Raw genomic sequence first — 24,791 nt, forward strand, 5'->3', positions numbered from 1 at the left:
GGGACTTCTCTCTCTTTGGTGTAAATGGGATGATTGTGACTTATGTCCTAGCGGATGTCAAAACGTACCTGGCGGATGTTGGCTCCCTGGCGGACCCTGGCAAGGTAACTGCCTGCGGGGAGTGCGCCGATGTCGACCAGGTGGCTGCCGGACGAAAGAGATTCCTCTTTCTGGAGGCGAGTGTTGCCGAGCAGGTCGAACACTTCGATCTTGGTGGCGCCGCTAGCGCTGGATTCAAGAGCGAGCTTGCCATTTGCGAAGGAGACGCTGAATTGGTCGTTGCTCTTGAAGAACGGAATGGCGATGACGGAAGAAGAGGAACTTTCGGGAGTCACGTCGTGACAGGCCTTGTAGGTCGTGGGATTGGTGGAAAGGTAGCCCTTCACCAGGTTGCCCGATGTAGTGTACTGCAGCGAGGTCTTGCTGGAGCCGTTCTGGAAGGCGGCCGTTCCTTCGGAAATGTAGGAGGCGGACCAGTTCGCCCAGGAGAGCTTGTGCTTGTTCATGTAGTCCTGCCAGCTCTGGTTGCGGCTCTGGTCGGGATTCCCGTTACCATCTGAGTTGGCGGTGCCCCATTCCGAGACGAATACGGAGAGGCCCGCGTTCATTGCCTTTTCGCCCTTGGTTCCTTCGCAATCACCTCCCCATGTCGGGTCGCTCCAATCGTAACTGCCGCTCCAACAGTGGCTGTTGGCGTAGTAGTGCAGGGTGTAGGCCGTGTTCTTCTTGGGGTCGTTGACTTCGTTGCCGATAGGTGCATGCGGGTTCTGGTCCCATCTAGGTGTTCCGACGAGAATCAAGTTGTCGGAGTGTTCGCGGATGGCCGAAACCACTTGGTCTGCATAGGTCTTGATGGTGTTCCAGGAAACGTCCGTGGGTTCGTTGAAGAGTTCGAAAATCACGTTGTCGTACTTGCCGTATTCCTGTGCCATCTTCGAAAAGAAATCCTTTGCGGAATTGGTCTGTTCGTTGGCGTTGTGCGAATGCCAGTCGATAATCACGTAGATGTCGTTCTTGATGGCCGCTTCCACGACGGTCTTCATCAAGTTCATTTGCGTGGTCGGGTCGCTGCCGTAGCCCTTGTAGCCGTTGCTCCAGTCTTCGTTGCCGGTTGCCATGGCTGCGCGCACAATCTGGATGTTCATGTCGCGAACCATGGTGGAAACGCCTTCTTCGCTCCAGTATTCGACGGCCTGGGGCATAAGGCTCCAGTAGAGGCTCATGCCGCGCACCTGCACTTCGGCGCCGTCCTTCACGCCTTCGCAGCTACCGTAGATTTGGCCCTTGCCCTGCGAGTTCTTGCCGGTCATCAGCTGGCCGTACTGGCTCACGGGCCCCACGCGGGTGGGGGTGATGGTTTGGGCAAAAGTCGTTGCCGTGAGGGCAGAAACTAGCGCCAGGGATGTGAAAAGCAGATGCTTCATGGTACAAACCTCCATACATTCGCTCTTAATATATTCGCTTGCGAAAAAAGAAGGTGTTTTTTTTCAGGATTAGGTGTTTACAGGGGGAAACGAGTGATTTTTCGCATATTTGGAAAGGTTGTTTTGGGTGGAAAATTCCCAAAAAATGTGATTTTTTGTGATTTGTGTACGGAAAATCGGCAAAGAGGTAAAATGAATTTAGGCTTACTTCGGCCGTGAGGAAATAAACGTATATTTATGTTATAGAAAGTTCCTGGGGATCCAAAAAGGAGAAAAAATGTTCTACAGACACTGGAAAAAGATTGCACTTGCGCTGACCGGATTATTGTGGGCCAGCTGTGGGGACGATGGATCGAAAGACGATACAGCTGTGTTTGCTCCCGAGTATGGCGTTCAGGTAATGCCATCCGACTCTATAGGGGGTGCAGTTTGCCTTTATGGGGTAGAGGCTCCAGTCATTATCGAACAGGGAGTCCTTTGCTACAACGATACCGCAACGAACGATTCGGGCAAAGTGTTCAAGATTATCGACTGCACCGATGGCAACAAGTACCTTCGAGATCCGTCTGATGCCGGTTACGAGGGTGTTGAGCTTCCCGAAGGAGTCCAGATATTCGCCCCGGAGGCCGGCAGCGGAAAAGCCATAAACTGCACAAGCGACCAAGATATCTGCATCGAACGGAATCCGGAAAAACCGATTGAACAGGATTCTCTTGCTGGCTGCCACCCCATCATCGAGTGCCCGGAAAAGACAGAACAGTAACTAACCATTAGTTACTAGATTAAATTTAGGAGAAAATATGTTCTACAATCATTGGAAAAAAATTGCGCTTTCGCTGACCGCCCTGTTCTGGGCTGGTTGCGAAGACTCGGCCTCATCGGCCGTATGCCTTTATGGTCCCGACCCCAATTATAGCAGCGCCACCGAAAACCCGGTTTCCAGTTCCAGCGAGGCTTCACAGCCCGAAAGTTCCAGCAGTTTCGACCTAGAAAGAATGGCGCTCGATTACGGCATAGATATAGACTTCACATGCTCCCCCATGGATTCTAGTGTTGCGTATTTCGCTCAGGATTACAGCGCAGATACCAAGAAGATGTGGAAAGAGGAAGAGGCCAAGCACGATGCCGTAGACAAGATAGACTCCATCACGCCGACCTTGGCAGAAACGCCCTTGTGCCTCGAACATTTGCGCATGGAACTAGACAGGTTCGTGGCCCTTTACGGCGCCCCGACCATCATCAATAACGCGGTAGACTCTTGCAGCGACGGCACCATCAGGCCCAGCGAGGAATATGCCAAGTTCCTCAAGATGCAGGAAGAGTGGGAAGCGAACAAGCCTGCCCTGGAAGAAGAACTCCAGAAGGTCTACGAAGACAAGATGAAGGAAATCGAAGAACGGATTAACAAGTGTCTTTCCGGCGAGGCTGATAAGTAATCATGTTCAAGAAACACTGGAAAAAAATCCTTTTAAGCCTGTGCGCTCTGTTCTGGGGCGGTTGTAGTGACGATTCGTCCAGCGACAGCCCTTCAGCCGGGAAAAAACTGGTCGCATGCGAACTCGACCAGATATGTCCCGAATATGGCATTTTCTACAATTGCGAGAACGACGAAGACAGGATTTCCGGGAACTTCGAAAACTGCACAGTGTCGTACCCGGCATGCACAGACACGTACTATTGTGAAGACGACGTCACCTGTTTCCAATCGACCGACGACGAAACGAAAACTTTCGACTGTCGCGATGAAAAGGACAACAAGACTCTCTACACTGAAGACGAATTCAAGTCGAAATACTACGTGGATGGACAACGCATCCATTAATCCCTAATCACACCTCACATTTCACACTACACATTTTATGCAACTCTCTCTCAAGAAGAAACTCGCTCTCGAAGCCTACCGCCTTTACCGCCACAACGAAATCAAGGCGCACCCTCTTACGTACTTTTTCTGGGAATGCACGCTCCGCTGCAACCTGCACTGTCTGCACTGCGGTAGTGACTGCGTGAAGGACGCCATCCCGGACATGCCGCGTGAAGACTTCATGAACGTGCTGGACAAGTTGGCCCCGCACATCGACCCGAAACATTTTATCGTGGTGATTACCGGCGGTGAGCCGCTGATGCGCGCTGACCTCGAGGAATGCGGCCAGGAAATCAAGAAGCGCGGCTACCCGTGGGGCATGGTCACGAACGGGCTTGCGATGACTCCCGAACGTTACACCAAGTTGCTGAAGGCGGGGCTTCGCTCGCTTACCATCAGCCTTGACGGACTCGAGGCGAATCATAACCATTTCCGCGGTGACCCGCATAGCTTCGAGCGCGCACTGCGTGCCATTGACATGGCTGCCCACACGCAGGGCCTCACCTTCGACGTGATGACGTGCGTGAACCGCGAGAATCTGAAGGAACTCCCGAAGATTCTCGACATGCTTTTAAAAATCGGTGTGAAGCGCTGGCGCATTGCGACCGTGTTCCCGAAGGGCCGCGCGAAGGACAATCCGCTGTTCCAGCTCACGAACCAGGAATTTCGCCAGGTGTTCGACTTTATCCACGAAGTCAAGAAGCAGAACCTCATCAACGTGAATTACGGCTGCGAAGGGTTCCTCGGGAGCTACGAGAAGGACGCCCGCAACTACCCGTTCTTCTGTCGTGCCGGCGTGAACGTGTCTTCCGTGCTCTGCGATGGCAGCATTTCTGCCTGCCCGAGCTTGCGCGGCGACTATATCCAGGGCAACATCTACAAGGACGACTTGTGGGATGTATGGCAGAACCGCTACCAGGTGATGCGCGACCGCAGCTGGGCCAAGATTGGCGATTGCAAAAAATGTAAATACTGGCGCTACTGCGAAGGCTCTAGTCTGCACCTTAGGGACGAGAAAACAAAGGAACTCGCATACTGCCACGTACAGCGTCTGGAGGATGCCGGCGCATAAACGCGCAGTTCGTTCCACAGCCCCGAAAGGCCAAAAGGCGTATTTTTCTATCTTTGTATTCGTATGAGTACAAAGATTTTTTATACCCTGACTGACGAGTCGCCGTTCTTGGCGACGCAATCCCTCCTCCCGATTGTAACCGCCTTCGCGAAGACTGCGGATATCGACGTGGAGACCAAGAACATTTCGCTGCCGGCGCGTATCCTCGCGGCTTTCGCCGATACGCTCCCGGCGGGCACGACTTTTGCCGGCAAGCCCGTGAGCGATGACCTCGCTTTCCTCGGTGCGCTTACGCTCAAGCCCGAGGCGAACATCATCAAGCTCCCGAACATTTCGGCATCCGTGCCGCAGCTCAAGGCGGCCATCGCCGAGCTTCAGCAGAACGGCTACGCATTGCCCGATTACCCGGATGCCCCCGCGACCGACGAGGAGAAGGCTATCCGTGCCCGCTACGACAAGGTGAAGGGTTCTGCGGTGAACCCGGTGCTCCGTCAGGGCAACTCCGACCGTCGCGCCCCGAATGCGGTGAAGAACTTCGCCCGCAACAACCCGCACAGCAACGGCACGTGGAATGCTTCCGTGAAGACCCGCGTGGCGAGCATGGATGCGGATGATTTTTACGGGAACGAGAAGTCCATTACGCTTGCCGATGCCGACACGTTCAAGATTGAATTTGTGGATGCTGCTGGCACCGTTACCGAACTGCGCGCCGCCAAGCCGCTCCTGAAGGGCGAAATCCTCGACGCGACGGTGCTCCGCATGGCATCGCTCGAAAAGTTTATCGCGAAGACGATGGCCGAGGCCAAGGCGCAGGGCCTGCTGTTCTCTGTGCACCTGAAGGCGACCATGATGAAGGTTTCTGACCCGGTGCTGTTCGGTGCCTTTGTGCGCGTGTTCTTCAAGGATGTGTTCACGAAGTATGCCGACCTGTTCAAGGAACTCGGGATCGATGCGAACAACGGCCTGGGCGATTTGTACAAGCGCCTCGAAGGCAATGCGAAGGAAGCTGAAGTTTGCGCAGCCATCGATGCTGCCCTCGCGAATGGCCCGGACCTCGCCATGGTCGATTCCGCGAAGGGAATTACCAACCTGCATGTTCCGAGCGACGTGATTATCGATGCATCGATGCCCGCGATGATCCGCAATTCCGGCTGCATGTGGAACAAGGAAGGCAAGCTGCAAGAGGTTGTCGCCTGCATTCCGGACCGCTGCTACGCCGGCATCTATGACGAGACGGTCAAGTTCTGCAAAGAAAACGGCGCGTTCGACCCGAAGACGATGGGTACCGTGCCGAACGTGGGCCTCATGGCCCAGGGCGCCGAAGAATACGGCAGCCACGACAAGACGTTTGTCGCGAAGGGCAAGGGCGTTATCCGCGCCGTGAACAGCAAGGGCGAAGTGCTTTTGCAGCAGGATGTCGATGCGGGAGACATCTTCCGCATGTGCCAGGCGAAGGATGCTCCTATCCGCGACTGGGTGAAGCTCGCCGTGACCCGCGCCCGCGCCTCCAGCACGCCGGCCATTTTCTGGCTCGACCCGGAACGCGCGCATGACCGCGAAATCCAGAAGAAGGTCGAGGCCTACCTGCCCGAACATGACCTGAACGGCCTCGACATCAAGATCATGAGCCCGCGCAAGGCGATTGTCGAGACGATGAAGCGCGCGAAGGCCGGCCTCGACACCATCGGTGTCACCGGCAACGTGATGCGCGACTACCTCACCGACCTTTTCCCGATTCTCGAAGTCGGGACATCCGCGAAGATGCTCTCCATCGTGCCTTTGATGGCCGGCGGTGGCCTCTTCGAGACCGGCGCGGGCGGCTCTGCCCCCAAGCAGGTGCAGCAGTTCCTCGCCGAAAACTACCTGCGCTGGGATTCCCTCGGGGAATACTTCGCGCTGGTGCCGTCGTTCGAGCAGGTCGCTACACAGACCGGCAACAAGAAGGCTCAGGTTTTGGCCGATACGCTTGATGCCGCGAACGGCAAGATTCTCGAATTCAACCGCACTCCTGCCCGCAAGATTGGCGAACTCGACAACCGTGGCTCGCATTTCTACCTCGCGATGTACTGGGCCCGTGCCCTTGCAGACCAGAAGGCTGATGCGGAACTCGCCGCGAAGTTTGCCCCGGTGGCAGCAGCCCTCGAAGCGAAGGAAGGCGAGATTGTCGCTGCCTTTGCCGCAGAACAGGGTAAGCCGGCAGACATCGGCGGTTACTACATCCCGAAGGCGGATCTTTTGAAGAAGTGGATGCGTCCGGTGGATGCGTTCAACGCCGTCATCGACGGAATCTAGTTGTAATATTCCAGTTTGGAACAAATTTTAGGGCCCTTCCGGGCCCTTTTTTTTGTGTGCTTGAGCACAAAAAGAACACTTATGTTGTCCGTTACGTTACTTTCTGTATAAAAAATTTTATTTTCGTCTAGACAGAAACCCAATTTCGTGACAAGCGAAAGGAGAGCCATTATGAAAACGATGGTGAAAAACATTTGGATTCTCGCAGGCGCCTCACTTATGGCGTTTTTCGTGGCCTGTTCTGCGGACGGCCCTGTTCAGGTAATCACTCCGAAGGGTGATATCCTTGGCGAGGATGAATATGCCGAAATGGTCGAAAAAGGTGAAGTCGACGACCAGGGCAATGTCATTGTAAAGGATACGACGGCAAAGTCGTCCAGTTCCAAGAAGGTGTCCTCGAGTTCCACGAAGGGGTCTTCTAGTTCGGAGAAGGCGACCTCCAGTTCGAGTTCCGCGAAGGATTCCTCCTCTTCGGGCGAGGCTGAATCCAGTTCCAGCGAGGCGAAGTCTTCCAGCTCGGAAGAGGCGGAATCGAGTTCCTCTGAACCCGAGTCCAGCGCCACCGCAGGCAAGGAAACCATTATAAATGAAGAAGAAGGCGAATTCTCCATCGGGACGGACGATATGACTGCTGTTTCTGATGACGCCCAGTCCGAACTCGATAGCCTCAAGGAAATTTTGGACAACGGCGGTTCCGTGGACGGATTCGAACTTGCGGATTCGGAATTCAACGAGGAAACGCTGTTGTTCGAGGACTTCAATGATAACGATTTCTTCTGCTTTACCGGTGAGGGCGAGTGGATGCAGATTACTAGGGAACAGCTGGGCAAGCACATTCCGCACTACAAGAACGGCCAGGCCTGGGGCAACTTTAGACAGTTCGAGGTGAAGTTCATGGACGCCTGCGCTGCGGTCTATATCAGGCGCAAGTAGCTAGCGGACTATAAAGTGCGGGCGGCAAGTTTCCACTTGAAGTAGCCCGCCATTTGGAGCGGATGGCAGAACGTGTCGTCCGCCATTTTCTTTTGCAGTTCATCGTCGGAGAGTTCGAACGATTCAATATCCTCGGTGCTGTCGAAATGCGTGCCGCCAGCCTTTACGACACCGTCGATAGAGACGATGTGGAATTTGCCGCGGTGCCTGTCCGGGTTCACCGGTAGCTCCCCGAGGTAACGGATTGCCTTGCCATCGTCATCCTCGCGAGCCCCATCGTCATCCTCGCGTAGGCGAGGATCTATGCAATACCCGCATTCCTCCTGCAGTTCGCGCAGTGCGGCCTGTTCCGGCGTTTCGCCTTTGTTGATGATTCCTGCGGGGAACTCTAGCTCGATGGTCTGGCTGCCGTGACGGTACTGTTCCGTCATGACCCAGTTACCCTGTGCCGTGCGGGCGAGGATTAGCACCCAGTCGGGTTGCCATAGCGTATAGAAATCGTCGATAACCTTCCCGTTGGGGAGTTCGCATTTTTCCTTGGCGACCTTGAGCCAGGGGGCGTTCACAAGGTATTCCGTATCGAGTAGTTTCCAGGGTTTCATGGTCTGTAATTTAGAATTTTTTGCGAAAAAGTGAGTTTTTGCACACTGGCGGGGGTATGGAGACCCCATATTTGACTTTTTCGGGGAATTAGTGTATTTTCTCCAATATGAGTACTTATGTCTTTTATGCCTATATCAGCGTCGGGTGTGCGTGCATCTTGACAGTCCTGCTATATAGCATCAATAGACTACCGACTCCGCAGCTGAAGTTTACGCTGTTCCGCAAACTGGTGCTTTGGCATATCGCTTATTTTGTGAGCGATGCTCTGTGGGCTCTGGTGAATGACGGCGTTATTCCGAAAAATATCGTCACTGTTCTTGCTGTAAATTATTCGAATGCAATTATTGCGGCGGTCCTGTTTTACAGTTGTTTTATCTATGCCGAAATGAGCACGCGTCCAGATATGACTCGTGCACAAATCAGTTCCTTGCAGGCGAAATTGCGCATTCCGATTTTTGTAGAAATGGTGGTGTTGCTTGTTTCGTTCGCTGTAGCGCCTAGTTTTTGGCTTGACGAAAATCTGGAGCCCTGCGACTTGTATTATTTCATCTTGTCGTTCCTTCCGTTTATCTATATAATTTCGGTGACAATCCGAGGTGTCGCGCGTGGGCTTAAACCGCAAAACCGGAAGAATCTGAAGACGTACCTGATTATTGCGAGCTATACTCCGGGCTGTATCGTTGCGGCCGGGGCCCAGATTTTCTTCTCGCTGACGACTCCGATTTTCTGCTTCTGGTGTACACTGATACTCCTGTTTGTTTTCTTGAATTCGCTAAACAAATTGATTTCGACCGACCCGCTGACATCGCTCAACAATCGTAACCAGCTGCGACGCTACCTGCAGTTACAGCGCGGAGCCAAGAACCTGCATGTGATTATGGTGGATGTGGACCACTTCAAGAGGATTAACGATACCTACGGGCACATCGAGGGCGACAGGGCGCTGATGCTGGTCTCGCGAGCGCTGAAGAAGGCCTGTGGCCGCATGGATATCTCGATTTTCCTGTGTCGCTACGGTGGTGACGAGTTCATGCTGCTGGCGAAGACGGAATCGCCGCAGGAAGTCATCGACCAAGTCAGGGATTGCCTGAAAGAGGAAATCGCTAACCGCGAAGGCCCGCATTCCTATAGGATTGCAGCGAGCATGGGCTACGCCAGGTGGGATGGCGATATCTCGAGTTTCAAGGACTGCGTGGCAAGCGCAGACCAGAAGATGTACGAAGACAAGCGCTCCGCCGCTTAAGGGCGCCTTAATTTATCTGCTGGACATGTAGTTGACAGGCTGGCAACTGTTTTATAGATTAATTATAAGATGAAAAAAGCCTTAGCATTTCTTTTACTAGTCGCATCGCTTGCCTTTGCGGGAGATGATTGCGGTATTGATACAAGAATTCGAGTGCTCTTCATAGATTCTGCAATTTGGAATAATAGTGAAACTCTCCCTTATTGGACCTATACTGTAATAGCGGATTCTATATCAGAATCTCTTCCTGATGGTTATAAGTGTTTAAAAAAAGGAGAAACGAGTGAAATTGCCTACCTTGATTCTAATGTTTTTCTTTATTATCCGCATGTTGGTGAAAAAAGTATTTATATGTATAGTATTTCCATACTGAATCATGGCTTAGGTGATGCCTTTAGGGATGAATTCCTCCATTGGCAGCAATGTGGCTTTTTAAACTTGTCGTACGAAGAAGCGGATTCGTTGGTCGGATCCTTGGTTGATGCGTTGAATGACTTTTACAAGGGTAAAGTGATTCAAACGTCCTGGGTTGAAATTGAGGAGGCTTATTTTGATGTATCTTCTGACCAAATTAAAAACTGGGCGAAACGCGCCTGTGCAAAGGCTCCCATTGCACAAGTGAAGAAAAACGGTGTCGCGGGAATTGTTCTTGAAAACGGCTTGGCGCATATTCCAGAACGCCTGATGGGGCAAAAGTATTTCGTTTTCGACATGAACGGCAGAGTCATCCAGGCAGGCATTGCAAAAGAATCCATCCGCATGCCGCTTTACCCCGTAATCCTGAAAGTCGGGAATGAGAAAATTGTTCTTGACAAACTAGTGCCTGTTTTATAGATTGGTTGTAAACTGCTTCGGGAAACAGGCGATGCGATTCTTTTTATCGAAGATAATCTTTCTCCTTGTGCTTATTTGTGATGTTTCTGCCATTACTGTGGAGACTCTAGACGAGCAGGTAAATTCATCGAAGCAGACTGCTCTTCGACTCCGGATAAATAACGAGACGGGGAAAAACCTCTATGATATAAATGTAAGGTTTTTTGTACAGAAAGGGCGAAATGAACTTCTTGTAGTAGAGGGGTATGATCTGGGCGGAGCTAGAGCTAGACTAGATTCGCTGCGTGAGAATATCTGGGTCTTAACGATTTCCGTCGACACCTTGCCCCCGGGAATCTACCCATATGAATCGGGTATTTGCCTTGGCATACATGACGTGAATTGGCAAGAAAGAGACAAGAGTCTGGATCCGAGCTACATTGCATCATCCATTTTTGTAAACAATAGCAAAGTCGAAGTGAATGTTGACGGGAACCACTTACCCGATGCAGTTCCCGTGACTCTAGTCTCTGGAACCAATATGCTTATTGACGAGGGAGATCCTATTCCTTTTGCGTGGCACAGGGTCCCCAATGCGGAGAAATACAGGCTGAGGGTTTTCACTACGGATACGCAACTGGTGTACCAGAAAGAAACTTACGAGAACCGAGAATCTGTCGCTCTTGGTGCCGGGGATTATTTGTGGCAGGTCGAGGCGAAAAATTCGGGAACCGGTTATTCTGGTGCAGGGGCTGGTGGATTGCTCAATTACTTGACTATTGACTATTTTGGCTCTGTGGTTGTGAGGGATTCGATGAGTCACAATATCAGATCGGTATCAGGACACAAGGATACCCCGATGCTTGTTGTAGGGTGGGGAGAATACGCGGACCTCCGTGAATGGGACAGACCTCACCTAGGGCGAACTTTTCTGGACGAAATAGAGGACTATTCCTGCTGGGCTATTGCTATAAAGAATCTGAATCAGTTATATGAGGGCAACCTGTCGCTCGATGAAATAATCTGGCGTGTGAAGAGTAACGGAGACTCCGTTAATGCGTTCCGTTTTTTGTTGAATGCCGAGGCTTCTTATGAAGAGAGTAAAATTGGACTGAAATATGCGCTAGATTCGCTGGCGCCTTATGAAAATATCTCATACAAAGAAGAACCTTTGACTTTCGATAAGGTCAAGGATTTTTTGGCGCAGAACCAGGAAATTTTAATAAAGATGACCTGGCCAAATACGACTAGTGGGCATATTATGTTGATAGATTCTTATTATATCACGGATGATGGCAACTTTGTCCGGTGTGTCAATGTAGATAATTTAGGAAATAACGGAGTGTTCTTGGCGGACTCCCTTTTTAAAGCAATTGGCTGGTATATAATAATCGACAAACCGGAAAGCGTTCGGAATATGAGCCCCTTGCTCGGCGTTGAAAACAATGAAGGAACAATCGAATGGACTGATTCTGACAATGATGGAATAACGGACTTTGACGAAATCTATCGCTTCAGGACTAATCCAAACCTGGATGATTCCGATTCGGATCGGGTGAAAGACAAGGATGAAATACATTCCTACACCATTCTCGAAAAGGGATCCCTTGATTTAAGAGGCTCGTATGTCGGGATGAATATTGATTTGACGCAAATGAGATTTATCGCAGGAGTCCAGAGGGAATATATGGCCGATGTGGATGGGGATGGCAAGCGTGCGGAATTAGACCCGGATTCTGACAACGATGGCATCTTGGATGGAGATGACCCGGAGCCCTATAAGGTAAACGTCTTTAAAGATTCGATGGACATAAATGAGTTGCCGAAAGATGTCGTGCTTTACGTACGGAAGCAGCTGAATGTCAATGATGGCACTGCTTGCGAAAGTAATTTAAACCGATACTGTATGTATGCCTCGGAAGGGACAGACTCTGAATATGGGATGATTATGGGGGCTAGGGTGGCTCCGGTAAATCTTTATGCAAGGAATAAAATACTTATTCGCAGCAACGATAATACTTTTGCGGTTAATTATTATGGTTCCAGTGATTTGACCACGGTGAGGCCTGATGGAAAGGCTACCATTGAACGGCATTTCGATGATGATGAATGGCCCTGGAAACTGGATATTAAGGCCCCTTCTTTTGACGAGGGTGATTCCGTCCTGGTTGTCCAGCGGGGGGATACCTGTTTTTTGAGAGATAATCTTCATTTGAAAAAACTGAAGGTTGAATCGGGAGGTGTGGTCTATCTTCCTACAGGAAAAGTTTATGTTGGGGACCTACAGTTGGATTCTGGAGGCAAGGTGGGTTTTGAAAATCAGGCGCGAAATACGATTCTTTATGTTAAACGAAGAATCATATGGAGGTCAAAGTTTATCTACAAGGCTAATGGACAGTTCTCTTACGAACCTGTCGCGGCAAAGTTTAAGCTGATTTATTCAGGTGTCGACAGGGTCTTTTTTGATGTGAATTGGTTCGGCTCGATTATTGCTCCGAACGCAGAGATTGTATTGGGTCAAACACACGAAAAAAAATTTTTTGGTCAGTTCTTTGCAGATAAAATTACAGTACATCAATATACCCAGTTGAAAAATATTCCCTTTGAATTCGACCGAGAACGGGTGGAATATGTGTTTAGTGAAAATAAACAAAAAAACAATGGAGGAAAGATATGAAAAAAATTCTGGCCTTTCTTTTACTAGTCGGCTCGCTGGTCTTTGCAGAAGATGATTGCAATATTCGTTATGGGGTACAAATTCATTTTTTAGATTCAACGATTTGGTATGATGATTATGTGTTTTCATCGGGAACTTATGTTGTCGTTGCAGATACGTTATCAGAAGAATTGGAAGATGGGTATAAATGTTTTAAATATGGGAGAGCAAGTGAAAAAGCATTTCTTGACTCTAATGTCTTCCTCTATACGGGCTTGCCTCCGGGGGTATATCCTCAAGATGGAGAACACATCCTTTACATGTATAGCATTCCCGTTGCAACACATGGCTTAGGCGATGTCTTTAGAGATGAATTCCTCCATTGGCAGCAATGTGGTTTTTTAAACATGGCGTACGAGGAGGCTGATTCATTAATTGATTCCTTGGTATATGCGCTGAACGATTATGATGAGGGAGAAGTGTTTCAGACATCGTGGGTCAAAGTAATGGAAACTCCCTTTGTGTATCCAGATCAAATCATAACTTGGGCCAAAAAGGCCTGTGCAAAGGCCCCCATTGCACAGGTGAAGAAAAACGGTGCCGCGGAAATTGTTCTTGAAAATGGCCTTGCGCATATCCCGGAGCGCTTGATTGGTCAAACGTACTTCATTTTCGACATGAACGGCCGGGTCATCCAGCAAGGTATTGCCCGCGAAACCATCCGTATGCCGCTTTACCCCGTAATCCTGAAAGTCGGCAACGAAAAGCCGTTTTTGTCGAAGAATTAGGCCTTACCCTTCCAGTTTATATTTCAGGTAGTGCCGTGCCGTCCATGTGAAATACAGGATGTCGGCGATTACAAGCGCGATGGCGCAGGTGAAAAATACCTGCTGGTGCATGCCGAAGTGTTCGGCCATCGAGCCGCCCGCGAGGATGCCGATACCGATGCCGATGTCCCAGCCGCTTAAGTAGGTGCTGTTGGCCGTGCCGCGCTGGTCGTGGCGGGCGAGGTTCACGCACATGGTCTGGTAGCCCGGGAAGATTAGCCCGAGGCTCGTGCCGATGAGGAATGCTGCCCCGAAGAAGGTTGCGGGAGAGTGGCTGAAGGCGAGCAGGAAGTAGGCGACGATGTTGAGCGTCATGCCTGTACCTACCAGGTGGATGAGGTAACCCCTGTCGATGAGCCGCCCTGTGGTGAGGCGGTTGATGATAAGCCCTGCGGCGATGAGCGCGTAGAACCAGCCGGAACCGCCGATGCCGAGTTCCTTCGCGTAGAGCGCGATGTAGTTGGTTACTGGCCCGTAGGCGAACCCCACGAAGATGAAGTTCGCGAACTGCGGGATGGCACGCGTGAGGAAGAATCTGTCGAGCGAGAGCGGGGCATGCGGCTTTTTCTCCTTGGGGGCGACTTTGAGGGTCTGCACCAGGACGAGGCCGATGATGCACAGGATTATGGAAATCGCGAATACGATGGTGTCGCCGAAGGCTTCGTACAGGAACATGCCTGTCATGGGGCCCGTAGCGAAAGCGAGGTTCACGCTGACGCCGAAGTAGCCGATGCCTTCGCCGCGGCGGCTCGAAGGGAGCGCGTCGATGGCGACCGTGTTACTTGCTGTCGTAGAAATTCCGAAGCATAGCCCGTGCATAAAACGGAGCACCGCGAGGAGCGGGATGAGCCCGAGCGCCTTGTAGCCGATAAAGCACAGGGTGAACGCGAAGAATGTCCAGAAGTACAGCGGCTTGCGGCTGAGGGTATCTACGAGGAAGCCCGCGAAGGGCCTGCAGGCGAGCGCGCCGATGGTGTAGAGCGAGATGACGATGCCTGCGGTCGCGTTGTCGGTCTGGAACTTCTCGATGATGAACATCGGGAGGATGGGCAACAGCTGGTAGAAACTGAAGAACAGCAAAAAATTCGCTGCGGCGCAGGTCGTGAAGTTCCGCGTCCAGAGGGCAGGTTTTGTGTTAGCGTCCGTCATGTCAAATATCCCGGAGGCCAAAGATAGAAATTTTGGAGATTGCTTACAAAAAGGGAGCTTTTATTCCGCTTGGGAATATGCTTCGGAAGGGTGATTCGGTGGCAAGGATCTTTTTTTATAGGAAAAAGGTATATTAAAAAGGAGGTTATGTTATGAATCATTTTAAGGCAATGATAATCCTTGGTTGCGCGGTGTTTTTTGCATCGTGTTCGCAAACCGTATCGGCTCCGAAGGAAGATGATTCCGCGACGGAAAGTTCTTCTAGTAAGAAGGGGGACAAAAGTTCCAGTTCAAAAGAAAAGGTTTCTTCCAGTAGTTTTGCAGAGGATCTAGATGAAGATTGCGTTGGTGAATCGGGCAATGCGTGGGACGGAACAACAGCCAAGGATTTTGCGTGCGGTGCTGGGACTAAACTTAGCCCCTATATCATTTTGACTGCAGAACAGCTGGCCAAACTTTCCTTTATCGTCGGCGCAAACGAGACAGAATATCAAGGCAAGTACTACAAACTCGGCGCCGATATCATTCTCAACGAAGGCAAGATTATCGATGACAAGGGTGCGTTAGTTGCGGACTCCGCCAAGCTCCACAAATGGACTCCTATCGGGAATTCAAGCGTTGCTTTCTCGGGAAATTTTGATGGCGACGGGCACACGGTTAGCGGAATGTTCATCAACACCACGAGTTCGCATAATGGATTGTTCGGGAACAACAGCGGAACCGTGCAGAACTTGACTGTGGAAAATTCTTGGGTAAGCGGAGGAAAAAATACTGCGGGTGTTGTTGCTGTTCTTCGTGGAGATGGAATTGTAAGAAACGCCAAAAACAAGTCAAGTGTAATCGGTAAAGCGGAATCAACAGCGGGAGTTGTAGCGCTAACATCGTACGTCTATTCAAAGAAAGGAATTATTGAAAACTGTGGCAATTACGGCTTTATTCAGGGAGAAAAACTGGTTGCAGGAATTGTTGCTTCTAGTGATGGAGGATTGACAATAAGGAGCGTGACGAATGAAGGTGAAATTGAGGGAACGTATGGTGTGGGCGGAATTGCGGGACATCTAGGTTCTTCTACAGATTTGGATGAAGCAATCAATAATGCGAACATATCTGGGAAAGAGTTTACTGCAGGAATTGCAAGTTACTTTGGCGATATTTATTGCCCCGCTAATAAAATTTATGGATTTATGTCTAATGTCAAAAATGTTGGTAAAATAACCGGAACAAATTATACGGCAGGAATTGTTGGAGAAGCCCAATGTGTGTCTATAAATGAAGCGTCTAATGTGAATGATATTGTAGGAAATAAATTCTCTGGTGGAATTTCTGGTCACGCTCAAAGAGCAAAGATTGATGCTGTTTATAATAATGGCGATATATTTGGTTCATATGATGTTGGCGGCATTGTCGGTTATAACGAAGAAGGTGTCACCAGTGCCGCTTACAGTACCGGCAAAGTCGACGGCGATTCTTTAGTCGGCTTAATGATTGGCTATAACTACAACACCACCATGGCCGACTACTATTACCTTGAGCAAGGCGAACAGGAACCCTTTGGACTCAACAATGGCGGCGGTGTCGCCACCCCCAAGACATCCGACGAAATGAAGTCCGAGGATTTCGCGGAACTCCTCGGTGACGAATTCGTCTACGACTCCGAACTGAATGACGGTTATCCCATCTTGAAATTGGAAGAGGAATAATATGCAGAATGCTGCACCTTTTATGACATTAGAAAGAGCTCGCAGTACTTATTGGCTAAAAAATAATTATAGGCCAATGGGTGAATTATTTGACTGTGGTTTTCTGACCACAAGCCGTCTCGAGTGGGGTGCAAAAAATGCCTACGATCCGGCAATTAAGAACGCTTGCACCGTTTTACTAAAACAAAAACAACTTTCAACAAAAAGATTTATTGAAAAAGGGCACATCCCCAAGAACCTCGATGAAGCAAGGGCTGTGATATGGCCGTTCAGCAAATACACTGGAAAAATCGGTTGCACGATGGGTGAGCTAACTGACAACCGTGATATAACAAAGCGGGATTTAGCGTACGCCATAGAAAAAGCATGGGACGAGCAGGTTCGTGTAGCATCGCACATTATTCTTCAATCACAATTAGGCATAGAAAATGAACGAATGAACGAACCAAAGGGCTCACTAAAGGTGACCGCCAATCGAAGTTTCATGGAAAAACAAATTGAAATACTTTCTTTCAAACAAGGAGCGTTTTGGGGAGCATTTTTAGCCATTTGCATAGTCATACTTATTGCAGATCTTATCTATATGGCTATAACAGGAGCATTCCCAACTCTTGTCAAATTTATTGCAGATGCAAAATTTCTGGGATTCACATTCATTCTTGTAATAGTTATGCTTTGTGTCTTCTTAGGCAACCTCATCATAAAACATACTGCAGAAAAAAAATTTGATGACTACGGCGAACAAATCAAAAGGCACAGGCTAGGCCGAGAAGGAGAAGATAAAGTTATCGATGTAATGCGAGAATACCTAGATGGTTCATATCACGCCTTCAGAAACCTAATTTTGCCAAACAAAAAAGGAGATATGGATATTGTTTTGGTTGGCCCTCAAGGCGTTTTCGTATTCGAAGTAAAAACATACAATGGAAAATATGAAAATTCAGGGGACGATTGGTTTTATTTGCAAAAAAAGAAAAGGAAGAGATTGAAGAATAATCCGACCATTCAGGTTAAAGCAAATGCCGCTCAACTTGCTGAATATCTTGAATCAGATTTTATACGCAATAAAGAAAAAAAATGGGTGAATGGAATTGTAATTATGGCTAACGCGGATGTTACTTGTCGTACAGAACGCCCGAGCGTTCCCGTATGGCTTATTCAATATTTAGCAGAAGAATTAGGCAACATTCCTGATAAGCAAGCTTTCTCTGGGCAAGCACAAAAAGAGATTTGTGAGAAGCTAGAAAAATTATATAAGGACCAATAAGAATCTTCAAAAGGAATTTACCCATGACTCTAGACGAAATGAAAGAATCTTTGCTGTCAAGCCAACAAAAAGATGCATACGAAAAATACCAGCAAACTTTTGCGGCGAGACCGCAAGCAAACGCAGCTTCTGGCACAACAATGCTGGGCGGCATTTTGAATCGTATAGCAGGAATTCCTTACTTATTGGTCCTTGTTGCTTTAGCGCTGCCTCTTTTTACAGTCACATGTTCCGATGTCCCCGTCGCAGAATTCAATGCCTATGAGATTACTATAGGCGGTGATATCAGAACTTCTTCAGTTGGTTCCCTAGACCAAATTGCTAGAGAAATCGATTCCTCATACAAGAATCAATCTACTCATTATGATGCATCGCCTTGGGTGGCGGGAATATTCGTCTTTGTGATTGCCGCTGCCGTTTTTAGCTTTATGAACAAAGCTGTTTTGGCAATTATTGCCGGCGGAATAAGCGTTTTATATATATGGATTACATTCTTGGTTGGATATTTTTCATGTAGAGATTTGTCAACAAGCGCAATGGGAATGATTTCTGTATCTCCAGGAGCCGGGATTTTCTTATCAATGCTTCTTATTGCAACTGCATTAATAATGAATATCATCGCATTGACTCATCGACAATAATCACCCCCTCCAATCCATCAAAATGAGTGGGGCTTGGATTTTTCAGTGTTTCACGTCCCTAGATGGCGATTGACACCCTATTTGCGTTCCAGCATCACGATGGTTTCCAGGTGCGGGGTGCCTGGAAACAGGTCGAGCGGCTGCACTTCCTTGACGCGGAAGCCGTAGCGTTCCCATTCCTTGATGGAGGCGGGAATCTCGTCGGTGCCGCAGAAAACGTGGCAGACGCGTACGGGCTTGCGCATGGCGAGCGCGTGGATGACTCCGGGTTCGCAGCCCTTGCGGGGCGGGTCAAGCAGGATTTTCTCGGGTTCGCCGGCTACGGGGCGCGGGAGCCTTGTCTGCACGAAGTTCTCGTCGATCTTGCCTGCGACAAAGCGGTAATTCTTCTTGAGATATTTCGCAGAAGCCTTCGCGCATTCGATGGAAGGGCCTTCCATTTCGACGCCGAGTACGGATTTTGCGGCTTCGCCCAGCGCAAAGCTGAAGAGCCCGTAACCGCAGTACAGGTCGAGGAAGTTGTCTTCGCGGGTAAGCGAAAGCAGGCGGCCAGCGGCCTTGATGAGGTTGTGTATCTGGCTCTCGTTCACCTGGCTGAAGCCGGTCGCGGGGTACTTGAGGCTGAAATGCCCTAAATTGAGCGTAAGTTCGCGCGGGCCAAAGAGTTGCTTAAAGGAAAGTCCTTCGGTCGGTCGCTTGGCCTCGAGGTAGTAATCGGACTCCGTCGTGTCAATGTAGGCGTGCGCCGCAGTCACGTGATAGGGCGAATTTTGCAAAATTTCGGCAATTTGCTTCAATTTGCGGACGATCGCGGCATCGATTTTCTTGATATTGAATATCACGACCCTGTACTTGTACGTGCCGCGGATGATAATCCAGTTGAGCGCGTAGGCGAGGGGCTTGTACGGCGGCGTGATAAGCTTGTCGAACAGCAGGCGGTAAATGGCGTTGTGCTCTTCGGGCTCCAAGATGCTGTCGTATTCGTTGAAGCGCAGGTCGCCCGGCTGCATGTCGACGCGCCGCTTGCTGGTGGTACGGTAGTTGCGGGGCATGGGGCTTGCGGTTACCGGCTGCGGGTTGCGCGGGAGCCTGTTTACATCCCAGAATTCACGGATGGCATCGTTCTTGACTTTCAGCTCTTCTTTATAGCTGAGGGGAGCGAGGGTTTCGCCGTAGGCGGAATCGGATTCTTTCGTGTAATTGGGGATTTGGTGGGCGATGGCTTGTTCAAAGAGCATGCCCAAAATGTAGAAATTTGCGCAATTTCTTTGTAGGGGGAAATTTGGACTATGGATTTTTTGTCCAAGAAAACTGCCTTGCGGCGTGTAGGGAAGGGGGGAGCGTTTATGTAGTTTAGGGGTACAACCGATTAGGAAAAGGAGTACAAACATGAAATCCATGATGTTGAAGGGTTTGATTATGGTGAGTGCCTTCGCATTCATGAGTTGTGATGAAAGTACTATTGCCGCACCAGGGCCAGAAACGGGAATGAATCCTGAATCCAGCGCTGCGCTCGGCCCGGAGTCCAGTGCGGCTGTTGACTTGGAATCTAGCACGTCCGTCAATCCGCAGTCCAGCACTGGCGTGGGCCCGGAATCCAGCACAATTGCTGCTCCCGAGTCCAGCGAGACAGTCAATCCGGCTAGTTCCGAGACGGTCCCCCCTGCTTCTAGCGAAACGGTGACGCCGGCCTCTAGCTCCAGCGAAGTCGCAAATCCGCAGTCCTCTTCTAGCGAAACGGTCGTTTCTTCTTCCAGCGAAGAAGTGAAGCCGGCCGGCATCTTCCTTACCGAAGGCACGGACGAAGACAAGAACTACCTCGAAGTTGAATATATCAGGAATACTGCCGATAACGGCGGTGGCGTCCTCTGCTACCCGAAGCAGCTTTCTAACGACAAGAAGCACGGCGTTATCCTTTGGGGCCCCGGCGGCGGTTCCAGCCCGAACGACTACGAAGGCATCATTCGCCGTCTTGCTTCTCACGGCTTCGTCGTGGTTGCTACGAGCGAATCTCCGGATGGCACGAACCGTGGCATTCCTGCACTCAACTGGCTCTCCAAGAAGAACGAAACCCAGGGCGACGTGCTGTTTGGCAAGCTCGACATGACCAAGGTGGGTGCAAGCGGCCACTCCATGGGCGGTCTCCAGTCCGAAAAGATGCTCATTAACGACGATCGCGTGATTACTGCGGTGCTCAACAACAGCGGTGCATTCAACCATGCGGAACTGGCCAACGTCTCTACTTCCAAGACTGCTGCAATCGTTTACGGTGAAGGCGGTATGGAACGCCCGAACGCCGAAGGCGACTACAACAACAATAACGTCAAGGCTCCGGCTTGCCTCCTCAAGATGACCGGCGGTCAGGGCAATGAATGCTACAACGGCGAATGTGGCTGGGGCCACGGTTCGGGCCCGTGGGGCGGCATGGCTGCTACGGTTGCCTGGATGCGTTGGCACCTCGGTGGCGAAGACTGGCGCAAGAAGGACTTTGTCGGCACTAGCGGCAAGTACATCGATGGCGCAATTAATGGTCAGCCGGGCAAGTGGAAAGGCCAGTGCAAGAATTTCTAGGTTTCACAATCCCACACACCCAAAAATGTCTCGGATATCCCGAGGCATTTTTGTTTTGTTTGCGGGCTAAATGCGTTTTTGACCCTTGACAAAACATCCATAGAGATTGTTTTTTGACGATTGATTTGCGTTCTAAAAAGGGGTATTTTTATTCTAGGTGTATAAAAAAAGAGGATGTTATGAACAAAGTTGTTTCTACGATGGGCCTTATCGGCCTTTTTGCCTGTGCTACTGCATTTGCGCAGAGCGGCCCGAACGACGAATGGAACGGCAAACCGCGCATTTTCGGTGTAAACCGTCTTAACCCGCACGTGACCTCGATGCCCTACACTACGGTGGAAGAGGCCGTGAAGGGCGACCGTCATGCATCCGAATGGTACCAGACGCTCTCCGGCAAGTGGAAATTCTACCACGTCGAAAAACCGAGCCAGCGCAACAACGACTTCTACAAGGACAACTACGATGTTTCCGGCTGGGACGAAATCCCGGTTCCGTCTTCCTGGCAGCTGCTTGGCTACGACCATCCGATTTATACGAACGTGGTTTACCCGTGGGCGCAGAACAACCGCGTGTCCGCACCGTACGCGCCGACGGATTTCAACCCGGTGGGCCACTACCGCCGTACCTTCACTGTTCCCGAAAAGTGGAACGGCAAGCGCATCCGCCTGCACTTTGAAGGCGTAGAATCTGCTTATTACGTCTGGGTGAACGGCAACTACGTGGGATATTCCGAAGACACCTTCACGGGTCACGAATTTGACATCAACAAGTACCTGCGCAAGGGCGAGAACAACATCTCCGTGCAGGTGTTCCGCTGGTGCGACGGTTCCTGGCTCGAAGACCAGGACTTCATCCGCCTTTCGGGCATTATGCGCGACGTGTACATCTACGCTGTTCCCGAAGTGCATATTCAGGATTTCCAGATTGACGCAACCCTTACGAATAACTATACCGATGGTCTCCTGAAGACAACCGCCTGGATCTACAACTCTACGGGTTCCTCTTCGGGTGAATTCACCGTCGAACTTTCGCTTTACAACGATGCCGGCGCCGAAGTGATTGCTCCCAGCGCGCAGAAGGTTTCGGGCATCGGTGCGAATGGTGGCGAAAAGAGCGTGCATTTTGAACTCCCGCTCACCAAGCCGAATCGTTGGTCTGCAGAAACCCCGTACCTCTACACGGCCGTGCTCACCATCAAGGACAATGCCGGCAAGATTATCCAGGTCGAAAGCAACAAAATCGGTTTCCGCAAGATTGAAATCAAGAAGGAAAATGGTGCTCCGCGCCTGCTGGTGAATGGCATGCCGGTCAAGTTCCACGGTGTGAACCGCCACGAACTCGACCCGGATAACGGCCGCGCGGTGAACTGCGAACGCATGGAACAGGACATCATCCTGATGAAGAAATTCAATATCAATGCGCTCCGCATGTCGCACTACCCGAACAACCCGGTAATGTACGATCTTTGCGATAAGTACGGCATTTATGTGATTGACGAGGCGAACGTCGAAAGCCATGGCGCAAACGGCGACTTGCCCAAGAGCAGTGACGACTGGCGCGCTCCGGTGGTGGACCGCCTGAACAGCATGGTGCAGCGCGACAAGAACCACCCCTGCATTATCCTCTGGTCTTTAGGTAACGAAGCGGGCAACGGCAACGTGTTTGCCTCCGAACGCCAGCGTGCTCATGAAATTGACTCCACCCGCTACGTGCATTACGAAGGCGATAACAACAATGCCGACGTGACGAGCCAGATGTACTGGGGTTACGACTACATCAACGGCTACAACGATGGCAACAAACCCGTGATGCTCTGCGAATACGAACATGCTATGGGCAACTCCGTGGGCGATTTGCAGGAATACATGGACGCCTTCTACCGCAATCCGCGCGCCTTCGGTGGATTCATCTGGGACTTTATTGACCAGGGCCTGCACCACAAGGGCACTCCGTACTGGGAATTCGGCGGTATGTGGGGTGACTGGCAGAACGATGACAACTTCTGTGCGAACGGCCTCGTGTTCCCCGACCGTGCGATTCAGCCGGAAATGTGGGAAGTCAAGTATCAGTACAGCCAGATTCGCGTGAAGAACGTGGATGCCGCCAAGGGCAAGGTTGAAATCGAGAGCCGTTACCTCTACAAGAATCTCGGCGACTTCCTCGATGCCTTCTGGGAACTCAAGGAAAACGGCAAGGTTATCAAGAGCGGTAAGCTGGATGGTTCGCAGATGAATATCGGACCCCTCCAGAAGAAGGAAGTTTCTATCGAAATGCCGAAAATCGAGACGACCATCGGCGCCGAATACCACCTGGATATCGATTTCCGCCTGAAGAAGGATGAACTCTGGGCGAAGGCAGGCCACAGCGTGGCTCACGAACAGTTCGGTATCAACTTGGGCCAGCTCTGGTCTACCGAAGTGGATATCAGCACCATGGACGGCGCCAGGGTTTCCCGTGTCAGCGGTGTTGTCATCGAAGGTACGGATTTCAAGGTCACCTTCGACGACAAGAACGGAACGCTTGCCAGCTACGTTTTGGATGGCGATACCATCATCAAGAACGGCGGTATTCCGAACTTCTGGCGCGCCCCGACCGACAACGACAAGGGCTTCAATATGGAACGCGGCCACGGCGAATGGCGCAAGGCGAGCAAGAACCGTAATGTGTCCTCCGAAGTCAAGGAAGTTTCTCCGCAAGAGACCCAGGTGACATTCAACTTCGGTTTCCCGGATGTGGGCAGTTCCAAGATGAAGATGACTTACACCGTTTACGGCAGTGGCGATATCGTTGTGGAATACACGTTCAATCCGGATGGCTCCAAGAGCTATATCCCGAACGTAGGTACTCTCTTCACGGTTCCTGAAGGTTACGAAAAGGTCCGCTGGTTTGGCCGTGGTCCCGACGAGAACTACATGGGCCGCAACCGCGGAAGTTTCATGGGCCTCTTCTCTACGCTTGCAGATTCCATGACGGTCAAGTATATGGAAATTGGCGAAACGGGCCAGCGCACCGACGTGAAGTGGGCGACGCTCACGAACGAGAAGACCGGCAAGGGCCTCATGGTCGTGGGTAACCCGCGCATGGAATTCAGTGCACAGCACTACACTCCGGAACAGCTTACCGACGTGAAGCTCCCGTGGGAACTCAAGCGCAACAAGGATATCACGCTCCGTGTAGACCTGCATCAGATGGGTCTCGGCGGTATCAACTCCTGGGGTGCCGAACCGCTTGATGCCTACCGCCTGAATGCGAACCGCGAATACTCTCACAAGTTCCGCATCGCTCCGATCCGCAAGCAGTTGAATGACCCGACGGAATACTCGCTGCTCGGCTTCAAGAACTTCGGCTGGAACGATTTGCCGGCGGAACCCTATGGCCAGAAGGAAATTGAGGCTATTTACGAGAACCAGCCCGATACCGACGTCACCGTTGCGGTAAAGGAAACGCAGCCTCTTGTCTTCAGGATTCCTGAAATGGGAAGCAACTATAGCGTGTTCGACATGCAAGGCCGTTTCGTGGCGAAGTTCATGACCCGCGGTGTTGAAGACCTGCACGCGCTCACCAAGAATGCCGTCAAGCATGCGGGCACTTACTTGGTGCGTTCCAAGGCAGGGCAGACGTTCCGCATAAACGTCAAGTAAAAAAGTTCCACACATCCAACATCGGGCGTTCCGGCTTCGTGCCGGAGCGTCTTTTTGCGTCTTTGAAATTTCTGCAAAGGAGAATCCCCGAAGGG

At 50.7% G+C, this 24,791-nt stretch carries 19 protein-coding genes; 15 read left to right on the forward strand and 4 right to left on the reverse strand.

The genetic code is table 11. The features are described 5' to 3' along the window. Positions 1 to 47: 47 nt before the first annotated feature. Complete coding sequence (locus tag B7994_RS01485) at positions 48 to 1,424, reverse strand: cellulase family glycosylhydrolase (protein ID WP_158213040.1); 1,377 nt, start codon at positions 1,422 to 1,424, stop codon at positions 48 to 50. Between the two features lie 277 nt (positions 1,425 to 1,701). Between B7994_RS01485 and B7994_RS01490 the strand changes: the two genes are divergently transcribed. The 6 genes from B7994_RS01490 to B7994_RS01520 all read left to right on the forward strand — a co-directional run bounded on the left by B7994_RS01490 (position 1,702) and on the right by B7994_RS01520 (position 7,585). Further along, on the forward strand, positions 1,702 to 2,187 hold the full coding sequence (locus B7994_RS01490) for a hypothetical protein (RefSeq protein ID WP_088636705.1): 486 nt from the start codon (positions 1,702 to 1,704) through the stop codon (positions 2,185 to 2,187). 37 nt (positions 2,188 to 2,224) lie between these two features. Next, entirely contained in the window at positions 2,225 to 2,860 is a 636-nt protein-coding gene (locus B7994_RS01495) for a hypothetical protein (RefSeq protein ID WP_088636706.1), read from the forward strand. A gap of 2 nt (positions 2,861 to 2,862) precedes the next feature. Beyond that, complete coding sequence (locus tag B7994_RS01500; protein WP_088636707.1) at positions 2,863 to 3,246, forward strand: hypothetical protein; 384 nt, start codon at positions 2,863 to 2,865, stop codon at positions 3,244 to 3,246. A gap of 37 nt (positions 3,247 to 3,283) precedes the next feature. Then, positions 3,284 to 4,360 carry a TIGR04133 family radical SAM/SPASM protein gene (locus B7994_RS01505; protein ID WP_088636708.1) on the forward strand — a complete coding sequence of 359 codons (1,077 nt, stop codon included), beginning with the start codon at positions 3,284 to 3,286 and terminating at the stop codon, positions 4,358 to 4,360. Between the two features lie 63 nt (positions 4,361 to 4,423). After that, complete coding sequence (locus B7994_RS01510) at positions 4,424 to 6,652, forward strand: NADP-dependent isocitrate dehydrogenase (RefSeq protein WP_088636709.1); 2,229 nt, start codon at positions 4,424 to 4,426, stop codon at positions 6,650 to 6,652. Positions 6,653 to 6,823: 171 nt separating this feature from the next. Next, positions 6,824 to 7,585, forward strand: a complete 762-nt coding sequence (locus B7994_RS01520) for a hypothetical protein (protein WP_144063698.1) — start codon at positions 6,824 to 6,826, stop codon at positions 7,583 to 7,585. A gap of 8 nt (positions 7,586 to 7,593) precedes the next feature. On the opposite strand, the gene B7994_RS01525 is transcribed toward B7994_RS01520, so the two are convergent. After that, on the reverse strand, positions 7,594 to 8,187 hold the full coding sequence (locus B7994_RS01525) for an NUDIX hydrolase (protein ID WP_088636712.1): 594 nt from the start codon (positions 8,185 to 8,187) through the stop codon (positions 7,594 to 7,596). Between the two features lie 107 nt (positions 8,188 to 8,294). Here B7994_RS01525 and B7994_RS14210 point away from each other — a divergent pair, with 107 nt between their 5' ends. The 4 genes from B7994_RS14210 (at position 8,295) to B7994_RS01550 (ending at position 13,688) form a co-directional block, all read left to right on the forward strand. Next, entirely contained in the window at positions 8,295 to 9,431 is a 1,137-nt protein-coding gene (locus tag B7994_RS14210; protein ID WP_233142926.1) for a GGDEF domain-containing protein, read from the forward strand. Between the two features lie 69 nt (positions 9,432 to 9,500). After that, complete coding sequence (locus B7994_RS13865; RefSeq protein ID WP_144063699.1) at positions 9,501 to 10,265, forward strand: hypothetical protein; 765 nt, start codon at positions 9,501 to 9,503, stop codon at positions 10,263 to 10,265. A 67-nt stretch (positions 10,266 to 10,332) separates the two neighbouring features. After that, a complete protein-coding gene (locus tag B7994_RS01545) occupies positions 10,333 to 12,921 on the forward strand; it encodes a hypothetical protein (protein WP_144063700.1) in 2,589 nt (862 codons plus the stop codon). Beyond that, a complete protein-coding gene (locus B7994_RS01550) occupies positions 12,918 to 13,688 on the forward strand; it encodes a hypothetical protein (protein WP_088636715.1) in 771 nt (256 codons plus the stop codon). The genes B7994_RS01545 and B7994_RS01550 overlap by 4 nt, the downstream gene beginning before the upstream one ends. A gap of 3 nt (positions 13,689 to 13,691) precedes the next feature. Here the strand turns inward: B7994_RS01550 and B7994_RS01555 are convergent, their stop codons facing one another. Next, positions 13,692 to 14,876, reverse strand: a complete 1,185-nt coding sequence (locus B7994_RS01555) for an MFS transporter (protein ID WP_088636716.1) — start codon at positions 14,874 to 14,876, stop codon at positions 13,692 to 13,694. A 152-nt stretch (positions 14,877 to 15,028) separates the two neighbouring features. On the opposite strand from B7994_RS01555, the gene B7994_RS01560 reads away from it, so the two are divergent. From B7994_RS01560 to B7994_RS01570, 3 genes are read left to right on the forward strand one after another with little or no spacing between them, the layout of a single operon-like run. Next, positions 15,029 to 16,576, forward strand: a complete 1,548-nt coding sequence (locus tag B7994_RS01560) for a hypothetical protein (RefSeq protein ID WP_088636717.1) — start codon at positions 15,029 to 15,031, stop codon at positions 16,574 to 16,576. Position 16,577: 1 nt separating this feature from the next. After that, on the forward strand, positions 16,578 to 17,843 hold the full coding sequence (locus B7994_RS01565; protein WP_088636718.1) for a nuclease-related domain-containing protein: 1,266 nt from the start codon (positions 16,578 to 16,580) through the stop codon (positions 17,841 to 17,843). Positions 17,844 to 17,866: 23 nt separating this feature from the next. Further along, the gene (locus B7994_RS01570; RefSeq protein ID WP_088636719.1) at positions 17,867 to 18,484 is read left to right on the forward strand and encodes a hypothetical protein; all 618 of its coding nucleotides are present in this window, start codon (positions 17,867 to 17,869) and stop codon (positions 18,482 to 18,484) included. Positions 18,485 to 18,561: 77 nt separating this feature from the next. Here B7994_RS01570 and B7994_RS01575 read toward each other — a convergent pair whose 3' ends face one another. Then, positions 18,562 to 19,722, reverse strand: a complete 1,161-nt coding sequence (locus B7994_RS01575) for a class I SAM-dependent RNA methyltransferase (protein ID WP_088636720.1) — start codon at positions 19,720 to 19,722, stop codon at positions 18,562 to 18,564. 151 nt (positions 19,723 to 19,873) lie between these two features. Between B7994_RS01575 and B7994_RS01580 the strand changes: the two genes are divergently transcribed. Both B7994_RS01580 and B7994_RS01585 read left to right on the forward strand, forming a co-directional pair. After that, a complete protein-coding gene (locus tag B7994_RS01580; protein ID WP_088636721.1) occupies positions 19,874 to 21,055 on the forward strand; it encodes an esterase in 1,182 nt (393 codons plus the stop codon). Between the two features lie 179 nt (positions 21,056 to 21,234). Next, positions 21,235 to 24,696, forward strand: a complete 3,462-nt coding sequence (locus tag B7994_RS01585; protein ID WP_088636722.1) for a glycoside hydrolase family 2 TIM barrel-domain containing protein — start codon at positions 21,235 to 21,237, stop codon at positions 24,694 to 24,696. Positions 24,697 to 24,791 lie beyond the last annotated feature (95 nt).

It is taken from the genome of Fibrobacter sp. UWR2, assembly GCF_002210285.1.
Lineage (GTDB): Bacteria > Fibrobacterota > Fibrobacteria > Fibrobacterales > Fibrobacteraceae > Fibrobacter.

What these genes read in the sequence shown, in the direction of transcription:
- B7994_RS01485 (WP_158213040.1), bottom strand. Translation starts at nt 1,424, where the DNA reads ATGAAGCATCTGCTTTTCACATCCCTGGCGCTAGTTTCTGCCCTCACG.
- B7994_RS01490 (WP_088636705.1), top strand. Translation starts at nt 1,702, where the DNA reads ATGTTCTACAGACACTGGAAAAAGATTGCACTTGCGCTGACCGGATTA.
- B7994_RS01495 (WP_088636706.1), top strand. Translation starts at nt 2,225, where the DNA reads ATGTTCTACAATCATTGGAAAAAAATTGCGCTTTCGCTGACCGCCCTG.
- B7994_RS01500 (WP_088636707.1), top strand. Translation starts at nt 2,863, where the DNA reads ATGTTCAAGAAACACTGGAAAAAAATCCTTTTAAGCCTGTGCGCTCTG.
- B7994_RS01505 (WP_088636708.1), top strand. Translation starts at nt 3,284, where the DNA reads ATGCAACTCTCTCTCAAGAAGAAACTCGCTCTCGAAGCCTACCGCCTT.
- B7994_RS01510 (WP_088636709.1), top strand. Translation starts at nt 4,424, where the DNA reads ATGAGTACAAAGATTTTTTATACCCTGACTGACGAGTCGCCGTTCTTG.
- B7994_RS01520 (WP_144063698.1), top strand. Translation starts at nt 6,824, where the DNA reads ATGAAAACGATGGTGAAAAACATTTGGATTCTCGCAGGCGCCTCACTT.
- B7994_RS01525 (WP_088636712.1), bottom strand. Translation starts at nt 8,187, where the DNA reads ATGAAACCCTGGAAACTACTCGATACGGAATACCTTGTGAACGCCCCC.
- B7994_RS14210 (WP_233142926.1), top strand. Translation starts at nt 8,295, where the DNA reads ATGAGTACTTATGTCTTTTATGCCTATATCAGCGTCGGGTGTGCGTGC.
- B7994_RS13865 (WP_144063699.1), top strand. Translation starts at nt 9,501, where the DNA reads ATGAAAAAAGCCTTAGCATTTCTTTTACTAGTCGCATCGCTTGCCTTT.
- B7994_RS01550 (WP_088636715.1), top strand. Translation starts at nt 12,918, where the DNA reads ATGAAAAAAATTCTGGCCTTTCTTTTACTAGTCGGCTCGCTGGTCTTT.
- B7994_RS01555 (WP_088636716.1), bottom strand. Translation starts at nt 14,876, where the DNA reads ATGACGGACGCTAACACAAAACCTGCCCTCTGGACGCGGAACTTCACG.
- B7994_RS01560 (WP_088636717.1), top strand. Translation starts at nt 15,029, where the DNA reads ATGAATCATTTTAAGGCAATGATAATCCTTGGTTGCGCGGTGTTTTTT.
- B7994_RS01565 (WP_088636718.1), top strand. Translation starts at nt 16,578, where the DNA reads ATGCAGAATGCTGCACCTTTTATGACATTAGAAAGAGCTCGCAGTACT.
- B7994_RS01570 (WP_088636719.1), top strand. Translation starts at nt 17,867, where the DNA reads ATGACTCTAGACGAAATGAAAGAATCTTTGCTGTCAAGCCAACAAAAA.
- B7994_RS01575 (WP_088636720.1), bottom strand. Translation starts at nt 19,722, where the DNA reads ATGCTCTTTGAACAAGCCATCGCCCACCAAATCCCCAATTACACGAAA.
- B7994_RS01580 (WP_088636721.1), top strand. Translation starts at nt 19,874, where the DNA reads ATGAAATCCATGATGTTGAAGGGTTTGATTATGGTGAGTGCCTTCGCA.
- B7994_RS01585 (WP_088636722.1), top strand. Translation starts at nt 21,235, where the DNA reads ATGAACAAAGTTGTTTCTACGATGGGCCTTATCGGCCTTTTTGCCTGT.